Annotated in this window: 6 protein-coding genes; 4 read left to right on the plus strand and 2 right to left on the minus strand. The window is 67.7% G+C overall.

Going from position 1 to position 8628, the window contains the following annotated elements:
- Positions 1-2: 2 nt before the first annotated feature.
- Positions 3-1490, minus strand: a complete 1488-nt coding sequence (locus ABZZ38_RS14670) for a glycosyltransferase 87 family protein (RefSeq protein WP_356739397.1) — start codon at positions 1488-1490, stop codon at positions 3-5.
- Between the two features lie 139 nt (positions 1491-1629).
- The gene (locus tag ABZZ38_RS14675) at positions 1630-4299 is read right to left on the minus strand and encodes a transglycosylase domain-containing protein (RefSeq protein WP_356739399.1); all 2670 of its coding nucleotides are present in this window, start codon (positions 4297-4299) and stop codon (positions 1630-1632) included.
- 370 nt (positions 4300-4669) lie between these two features.
- Between ABZZ38_RS14675 and ABZZ38_RS14680 the strand changes: the two genes are divergently transcribed.
- The 4 genes from ABZZ38_RS14680 to ABZZ38_RS14695 all read left to right on the plus strand — a co-directional run bounded on the left by ABZZ38_RS14680 (position 4670) and on the right by ABZZ38_RS14695 (position 8458).
- On the plus strand, positions 4670-5362 hold the full coding sequence (locus ABZZ38_RS14680) for a helix-turn-helix transcriptional regulator (protein ID WP_356739401.1): 693 nt from the start codon (positions 4670-4672) through the stop codon (positions 5360-5362).
- Positions 5363-5412: 50 nt separating this feature from the next.
- A complete protein-coding gene (locus tag ABZZ38_RS14685; RefSeq protein ID WP_356739403.1) occupies positions 5413-6495 on the plus strand; it encodes an inositol-3-phosphate synthase in 1083 nt (360 codons plus the stop codon).
- A gap of 72 nt (positions 6496-6567) precedes the next feature.
- Entirely contained in the window at positions 6568-7836 is a 1269-nt protein-coding gene (locus ABZZ38_RS14690; RefSeq protein WP_356739405.1) for an MFS transporter, read from the plus strand.
- A 307-nt stretch (positions 7837-8143) separates the two neighbouring features.
- Complete coding sequence (locus tag ABZZ38_RS14695) at positions 8144-8458, plus strand: hypothetical protein (protein ID WP_356739407.1); 315 nt, start codon at positions 8144-8146, stop codon at positions 8456-8458.
- Positions 8459-8628: the final 170 nt, after the last annotated feature.

Raw genomic sequence — 8628 nt, forward strand, 5'->3', positions numbered from 1 at the left:
GCTCACTCCCGTACGGCGCCCCACTCCACACGCGGTCCCTGGACCGCGTGTGCGGCGTGCTGCGGTGGATGCGCGGCCTGACCGAGCACGAAGACGTCCTCCGCGCCGTCCAGGACGCCCCCGGACGGGTCGTCCTCCCCGTCACGCCGAACGGGGTCGCGCTCGGGCAGCAGGATGTCGCGCACGACCATGGCGCACAGGAACAGCGTCCCGGCCAGGTGCAGGACGATGGCGAACTGGTAGCCCTCGGTCGGCAGGCCCTGCTTGTTCCCGCTCGTCGTGAACGCCAGGTACATCCAGATCCCCAGGAAGTACATGACCTCGCAGCCCTGCCAGATCAGGAAGTCCCGCCAGCGCGGGCGGGCCAGGGCGGCGAGCGGGATGAGCCACAGCACGTACTGCGGGGAGTAGACCTTGTTGGTGAGGATGAACGCCGCGATCACCAGGAACGCCAGCTGCGCGAAGCGCGGACGGCGCGGCGCGGTGAAGGTCAGCGCGGCGATCCCGGCGCAGGCCAGCAACAGCAGCAGGATGGCGTACGTGTTGACCGCCTCCACCTCGATGTTCTCGCCGGTGCGCTGGGTGATGACCAGCCAGAAGGAGCCGAAGTCGATGGACCGCTCCTGGCTGAAGGCGTAGAACTTCTTCCAGCCCTCGGGGGCCAGCAGCATCACCGGCAGGTTGACCGCCAGCCAGGAGGCGGCCGTGCCGAGCAGGGCCACCCCGAACTCCCGCCACCTCCAGGCCCGCCAGCACAGCAGCAGCAGCGGCCCGAGCAGCAGGAAGGGGTAGAACTTCGCGGCCGTGGCGAGGCCGAGGAGGATCCCGAAGGCGAGGGCCCGGCCGCGCGACCACATCAGCATGGCGGCCGCGGTCAGCGCCACGGCGAGCAGGTCCCAGTTGATGGTGGCCGTGAGCGCGAGGGCGGGCGCCAGGGCCACCAGCAGGCCGTCCCACGGACGGCTGCGGTGCGTGCGGGCGACGCAGACGGCGAGGACGGCGGCGCAGATCATCAGCATGCCGGCGTTGACCATCCAGTACGCCTGCTCGCGGTACTGGACGTCCCCGTCGAACGGGGCGGTCAGCCAGGCGGCGACCTGCATGAACAGCCCGGTCAGCACCGGATACTCCAGGTACTCCATGTCGCCGCCGAGCCGGTCGAAGTACGGGATGAGTCCGTCGGCGAAGCCGCGCCCCAGGTACAGGTGCGGGATGTCGGAGTAGCAGGCGTGGGTGTACTGCGAGCTGGTGCCGCGGAACCAGGCCCAGTTGTAACAAGGCAGCTTCTGCACCATGCCCAGCGCGAACATCCCGATCGCGACGAGCGCGACGACACGCACCGGGGTGAGTCGACTGCTGCCGAGCAGCGCCCAGCGACCGGACGGGCCGCCGATCAGCTCACTGCCGACAGCCGCGACCTCATCGCGCCACGTGGGGCGTACGACGGGCCGGTCGTCCTGGTGCGCGCTCGTCTTCCGGGGGCTGGGCATGGGGACATCCTGCCGTACGGGGCTGTGGATCCGTACGGCCTGTGGACAACGGTGAGGGCCGCCGCGCCGCCGGCGTACGTCCTGTACGCAGCGGATGCGACGGCCCTCACCTCGAAGGGGTCAGCCGGGTAGGGGAGCGCTAGCCGTCCACCCCGCCGAACCATCCCCCGTTGTTGTCACCGTTGCCGCCGTTCCCGTTGCCGTTGCCGCCGCCTGTGGGGGCGGAGGGGCTCGGTGTGAGGCCTCCGGTGGTGCCGCCCGTGTCGGTGTCGCCACCGCCGGTGTCCGTACCGCCGCTGTCCTCGCCACCGCCGCCGTTCTGACCGCCGTTGTCGGTGCCCTCGCACTCCCAGTCGAGCGGGGCGCAGGACTTTTCCGGCTCGGGGCTCTGGGAGGACGGCGACGGCGACGGGGTCGGCGACGTGGACTCCGACGGGCTCGGCGCCGGCGCCTTGGAAGGCGTGGGCTCCGGACTCTTGGCACCACCGCCGAAGACGGGCTCGGCGCCCAGGTCCTCCGGCTTCGGGAACCTCATGACCTTCTCGCCCTTGAGCGTCTTCGACATGTACTTCTGCCAGATCTCGGACGGGAACGACGAACCGTGGATCTTGTCCTGACCGCCTGTGCCGAACATCTCCAGGAACTTGCGGTCCTTGTTCGCCGCGTTGTCGTCCATCCGGTACATGTCGATGGCGGTCGCCAGCTGCGGGGTGTACCCCACGAACCAGGCCGACTTGTTGCCGTCGGTGGTACCGGTCTTGCCGGCGACCTGGCGGCCCGGGATCGCTGCGTTCTGGCCGGTGCCCTTCGGGTGCTCGACGACGTCCCGCAGCACGTCCGTGACATTGCTCGCCACGGCGGGGGTGAAGGCCTGCTCCGCCTTCTCCTCGTGCTTGAAGACGGTCCGCCCCTCCTTCTTGACCTCCTCGACCGAGTACGGGTCACGCCTCTCACCGTTGGCCGCGAACGTCGCGTACGCACCCGCCATGCGGATCGCGCTGGGGCTGGAGATACCGATCGAGAACGACGGCACGTTGCCCTTGGCCAGGCTGCCCTCACGGAGGCCGGCGGCCACGGCCGCGTCCCGTACCTGCGGAATGCCGACGTCCATGCCCAGCTGGACGAAGGGCGAGTTGGCCGACCGGATCATGGCGTACCGCAGGTCGATGTCGCCGAAGTCCTCGTCACCGTCGTTGACCTGGAGCCATTGCTCGCCGTTCTCGTCCTGCCAGACGCTGCCGTCGTAGTTCTTGATCTTCAGCTTGTTCTTGCCGCTGTAGATCGCCGTGTCCGGGTCGATGATCCGGCGCTCGCTCCTGTCCTGTTCCTCACCGAGGGACGGATTGCGAACACCTTCCTGCATCGCCGCCGCCAGGACGAACGGCTTGAACGTCGATCCGACCTGGGCGCCGGTCTCGTCGGCGTTGTTGGTGAAGTGCTTCGTCGCGTCGGCGCCGCCGTAGATGGCGACGATCTTGCCCGTGCGCGGGTCGACCGAGGCACCGCCGAACTGGACATGGGTGTCCGTCCTGGGGCGCTTCTTGGGGTCGATGTTCTCCTGGTAGACCTTGTTCACCGCCTCCTTGAGGTCATCGACCCTGCTCTTGTTGAAGGTGGTGTGGATCTCGTAGCCACCCCGGGCGAGATCCTTGGCGGTGATGCCCTGGTCGTTGTTGTTGATGAAGTACGCCTTGGCCAGGTCCACCAGGTAACCGATCTGGCCGCCCAGCGAGGTGCTCTTCTTCGGCGGATCCGGCATCGGGAAGTCGCGGTACGTGGCCCGCTCCGACGCGTCGAGGCGCTTGTCCTTGACCATCTCGTCGAGGATCCATCTCCAGCGCTTGACGGCCCGGTCGGTGTTGTCCTTGGCCGTGGCCTTCGGGTCGATCTCGGGAGCGCCGGCCGGGTCGTAGTAGGTGGAGCCCTTCAGGAGCGTGGCGAGGAACGCGCACTCGCTCGGATTCAGCGCCTTGGCGTCCTTGTCGTAGTACGTACGGGCCGCGGCCTGGAGGCCGTAGGCGCCGCGCCCGTAGTACGAGGTGTTCAGGTAGCCCGCCATGATCTCGCGCTTCGTCACCTCGTTGTCGATCTTGATCGAGATGAACAGCTCCTTGAACTTGCGGCTCAAGGTCTGCGACTGATCATTGAGGCGGTTGTTCTTCACATACTGCTGCGTGATCGTGGAGCCACCCTGGGTCTCCCCGCCCCTCGCCATGTTGAACAGGGCCCGGCCGATCCCCGCGGGGTCGATACCGGCGTCGTCCCAGAACGTCTTGTTCTCCGCGGACACCACCGCGTCCTGCATCGCCTTGGGGATCTGCTCGTACCCGATGATCTGGCGGTTGACCTCACCACCGGTCGCGGCCATCTGCTTGCCGTCGTCCCAGTAGTAGACGTTGTTCTGCGCCGTCGCCGCATCGTCGGGGTTGGGTACGACGACCATGGCGTACGCGAGCGTCGCGCCGATCATCATCGCGCCCGTGAAGCCGAGGAACGCTCCCGTGACGAGCTTCCAGGACGGCATCCAGCGGCGCCACCCGTACTTGTCGTGGCGCGGATAGTCGATCAGCCGCTTCTTACCGGGCTGCCCACCCGGCCCCCGGCCCCGGCCGCCGCCACGCTGGGCAGCGCGACGGGCTTCGGCACGTCCGCCATAAGGCCGTCCCGTACCGTACGCGTCGGAAGGGGATCCCGTACCGGTTCCCCGTGCTTGAGCCGCCCGGCGGCCTGAGGGCTGCTGGGCTGCTCGCCTGGCCGCGGCACGTCCGCCACCTTGCGGCTGCGGCGGTTTGCGACGGTGCTCGCTCATCGAACGACTACTCCTCGGGCAGGCGAGTACGCCTGGAAGCGGTAGCTGAGTTCCGGTCCCCCCGAAATGACTGCGGACGAGCCCTGGCTGGGGCTCATCCGCCATGCACGCAGTGCACTCAGGACGAGGACGTTCACAGGCCTCGCCTGGTTCCCGGTGGTGTGCATGCCGCACAGACTACGCACGGTCAAAACCCACCCAGGACCAAAGTTCACCCCAAATCAGGCAAGTCCTTTGCTGCGAATTGACGATGTGACGCCGTTCACGACCCCCCTACTTGTCGCGACAGGGTCACCCCTCTATCGTGCTGATGTATCGAGTCGATACATCAGGGCAGCATAAGTCACGGCGACGGTGAAGGAGAGGACGCATGAGCAGGCGCTCCGGCATCCTTGAGTTCGCCGTCCTCGGCCTGCTCCGTGAAGCCCCGATGCACGGGTACGAGCTGCGCAAGCGGCTCAACACATCGCTGGGGATCTTCCGCGCGTTCAGTTACGGGACCCTGTACCCCTGCCTCAAGACGCTGGTCGCAAACGGCTGGTTGATCGAGGAGCCGGGCAGCGCCCCCGAGGACGCCCTCGCCGCTTCGCTCGCAGGGCGCCGCGCCAAGATCGTCTACCGGTTGACGGCGGAAGGTAAGGAGCACTTCGAGGAGCTCCTCTCCCACACCGGCCCGGATTCCTGGGAGGACGAGCACTTCGCGGCCCGCTTCGCCTTCTTCGGGCAGACCGAACGCGAGGTGCGGATGCGGGTGCTGGAAGGCCGCCGCAGCCGACTGGAGGAGCGCCTGGAGAAGATGCGCGCCTCCCTGGCCCGTACGCGCGAGCGGCTGGACGACTACACGCTTGAGCTGCAGCGGCACGGTATGGAGTCCGTGGAGCGCGAAGTGCGCTGGCTGAACGAGCTCATCGAGAGCGAGCGGGCGGGGCGGGATCAGCGACGATCCGGTCCGTCGGCCCCGGGGGACGCCGCTCAGCAGGACAACACATCTGGAGAGACGGGCGGCCTGCCCCGGCACGGGGGCAGCTCCCGGCCGGATCCGTCCGACGACACCACCAAGTGAGGCCCTGCGCTGTGCAGGGCCTCGTCGAGAACACACAGGGAGCAACCGGAATGGGTTCGGTTCGCGTAGCCATCGTCGGCGTGGGCAACTGCGCCGCCTCGCTGGTACAGGGCGTCGAGTACTACAAGGACGCCGACCCGGCGGCCAAGGTCCCCGGGCTGATGCACGTCCAGTTCGGCGACTACCACGTGGGTGACGTGGAGTTCGTGGCCGCCTTCGACGTGGACGCGAAGAAGGTCGGCCTCGACCTCGCGGACGCCATCGGCGCCAGCGAGAACAACACCATCAAGATCTGCGACGTTCCGAGCACCGGCGTGACGGTCCAGCGCGGCCACACCCTGGACGGGCTGGGCAAGTACTACCGCCAGACCATCGAGGAGTCGGACGAGACCCCGGTCGACGTGGTCCAGGTCCTCAAGGACAAGCAGGTCGACGTCCTCGTCTGCTACCTGCCGGTCGGTTCCGAGGACGCCGCGAAGTTCTACGCCCAGTGCGCCATCGACGCCAAGGTCGCCTTCGTCAACGCTCTCCCGGTCTTCATCGCCGGCACCAAGGAGTGGGCGGACAAGTTCACCGAGGCCGGTGTCCCGATCGTCGGTGACGACATCAAGTCGCAGGTCGGCGCCACCATCACGCACCGCGTCATGGCGAAGCTGTTCGAGGACCGCGGTGTCCGCCTCGAGCGCACCATGCAGCTGAACGTCGGCGGCAACATGGACTTCAAGAACATGCTCGAGCGCGACCGCCTGGAGTCGAAGAAGATCTCCAAGACGCAGGCCGTCACCTCGCAGATCCCCGACCGCGACATGGGCGAGAAGAACGTCCACATCGGCCCGTCGGACTACGTGGCCTGGCTGGACGACCGCAAGTGGGCGTACGTCCGCCTCGAGGGCCGCGCCTTCGGTGACGTCCCGCTGAACCTGGAGTACAAGCTGGAGGTCTGGGACTCCCCGAACTCGGCGGGTGTCATCATCGACGCCCTGCGCGCCGCGAAGATCGCCAAGGACCGCGGCATCGGCGGCCCGATCCTCTCCGCGTCCTCGTACTTCATGAAGTCCCCGCCGGTGCAGTACTTCGACGACGAGGCCTTCGAGAACGTCGAGAAGTTCATCAAGGGTGAGGTCGAGCGCTGACCGCTCCCCCCGCCTGACGAAGGTCCCCGTGGCATCCGCCCGGGGGCCTTCGCCTTGTGTGACCCTTGGGCCATGCCTGTCGTACGTGATCTGCGCGTACTCCTGCGCCTGAGGAACTTCCGCCGACTGCTCGCCGTACGACTGCTCTCCCAGTGCGCCGACGGGGTCTACCAGGTCGCGCTCGCCACGTACGTCGTCTTCTCGCCCGAAAAGCAGACCTCGCCCGCCGCGATCGCCTCCGCGATGGCGGTTCTGCTGCTGCCGTACTCGCTCGTCGGCCCGTTCGCCGGTGTCCTGCTCGACCGCTGGCAGCGTCGGCAGGTCCTGCTGTACGGGAATCTGCTGCGGGCGCTGCTGGCCGTCGGCACGGCGCTCCTGATCCTCGTCTCCGTCCCGGACTGGATCTTCTACGCCTCCGCCCTCTCGGTCACAGCCGTCAACCGCTTCGTGCTGGCGGGGCTCTCCGCCGCGTTGCCCCGGGTCGTCGACGCCGACCGGCTCGTGATGGCCAACTCGCTCTCACCCACCGCCGGGACGCTCGCCGCGACCGCGGGCGGCGGGCTCGCCTTCATCGTGCGGCTGACGGCCGCCGACTCCGACGCCGCGGTGGTGATGCTGGGCGCCGCCCTCTACCTCTGCTCGGCGCTCGCATCCCTGCGGATGGGACGCGAACTGCTCGGACCCGGTCCGGACGCGATGCCCACACGGATCGGGGCGGCGCTGGCCTCGACCGCCAAGGGACTGGTGAGCGGGGTGCGACACCTGGCCGAGCGGCGCGACGCGGCAAGGGCTCTGGCCGCGATGACCGTGATGCGCTTCTGCTACGGCGCCCTGACCGTGATGGTCCTGATGCTCTGCCGGTACGCCTGGGCCTCCCCCGGGTCGGAAGGGCTCGCGCTGCTGGGGCTGGCGGTCGGGGTGTCGGGTGCGGGGTTCTTCGCCGCCGCGGTCTGCTCACCGTGGGCGGTCGGCCGACTGGGCCGGTACGGCTGGATGGCGGTGTGCGCCGGGGCGGGCGCGGTGCTGGTGCCGGCACTGGCGCTGCCCTTCGCCCTGGTGCCGATGCTGGCGGCCGCCTTCCTGCTGGGGCTCGCCACGCAGGGGACGAAGATCGCCACGGACACCACGGTGCAGACAGCGGTGGACGACGCCTATCGGGGGCGTGTCTTCTCTCTGTACGACGTGCTGTTCAACGTCGCCTTCGTCGGTGCGGCCGGTGTCGCCGCCCTGATGCTGCCCCCCGACGGCCGGTCCGTTCCCCTGGTCGCCATGGTCGCCGCGCTTTACGCGGCCACCGCGTCGATGGTGGTGCGCTGGGGGCGTGTCAGCCCCTTGGGATAGCGTGCTCGCGTCAAAAGAATGATCAGCACATGCTTTCGGGGGGACCCTTCACATGACGTATCCGCCGCAACAAGGCCCAGGCACCTACGGGCAGCCGGGCCCTTATGGGCAACAGCCGCCCCAGCCCTACGCTCCGCAGACGGGATACGAGGCTCCGCAGCAGCCGTACCCGCCGCAGCAGCCTCAGCCTCCCTACGGCGCCCCCCAGCAGCAGGCATATCCGCAGCAGCAGATGCCGCAAGGGCAGCAGTGGTCCGCCCCGCCGCCGGCGCCGGCACCGCCGGCTCGGCGTGGCGGCATGGGCATCATGAAGAAACTGAAGATCGCCGGCACCGTGATCTTCTTCATCGTCGCCGGCGTCGCCTACTTCCTGAGCCAGGACGACGCGGACAAGGCGGAGGCCGGTGACTGCCTCAAGAACAACGGAACCATCTCGGCACCCGACCTCCAGGTGGTGGAGTGCGGCGGCACCGAAGCGGCGTACAAAGTCGTTGAGGTGATCCCCGACACGCTCGACACCACCAAGTGCAAGGGCAAGTCGGACATCGGCTACCAGGAGCAGACCAGCGGTCGGCGCAGCTCGGGTAAGCAGTTCGTGCTCTGCATCAACGAAATCAAGTAGGCGCCAGAGACGACCGCGGGCGATGTTTCACGTGAAACATCGCCCGCAGCCATCCGGCGTCCACAACGTGGGGTGCCGTGTTTCACGTGAAACACGGAGATCGGAAGAGCAAACCTAATAAAAACAGTAAAAAATTACAAAAAAACTTATTAATTACTAATATTGAGTAA

Origin of the sequence: Streptomyces sp. NPDC006368, from assembly GCF_040612535.1 — a bacterium.
Lineage (GTDB): Bacteria > Actinomycetota > Actinomycetes > Streptomycetales > Streptomycetaceae > Streptomyces.

Excerpts from the sequence above, each read along its gene's own strand:
- ABZZ38_RS14670 (WP_356739397.1), bottom strand. The coding sequence starts at position 1,490 with ATGCCCAGCCCCCGGAAGACGAGCGCGCACCAGGACGACCGGCCCGTC.
- ABZZ38_RS14675 (WP_356739399.1), bottom strand. The coding sequence starts at position 4,299 with ATGAGCGAGCACCGTCGCAAACCGCCGCAGCCGCAAGGTGGCGGACGT.
- ABZZ38_RS14680 (WP_356739401.1), top strand. The coding sequence starts at position 4,670 with ATGAGCAGGCGCTCCGGCATCCTTGAGTTCGCCGTCCTCGGCCTGCTC.
- ABZZ38_RS14685 (WP_356739403.1), top strand. The coding sequence starts at position 5,413 with ATGGGTTCGGTTCGCGTAGCCATCGTCGGCGTGGGCAACTGCGCCGCC.
- ABZZ38_RS14690 (WP_356739405.1), top strand. The coding sequence starts at position 6,568 with ATGCCTGTCGTACGTGATCTGCGCGTACTCCTGCGCCTGAGGAACTTC.
- ABZZ38_RS14695 (WP_356739407.1), top strand. The coding sequence starts at position 8,144 with ATGAAGAAACTGAAGATCGCCGGCACCGTGATCTTCTTCATCGTCGCC.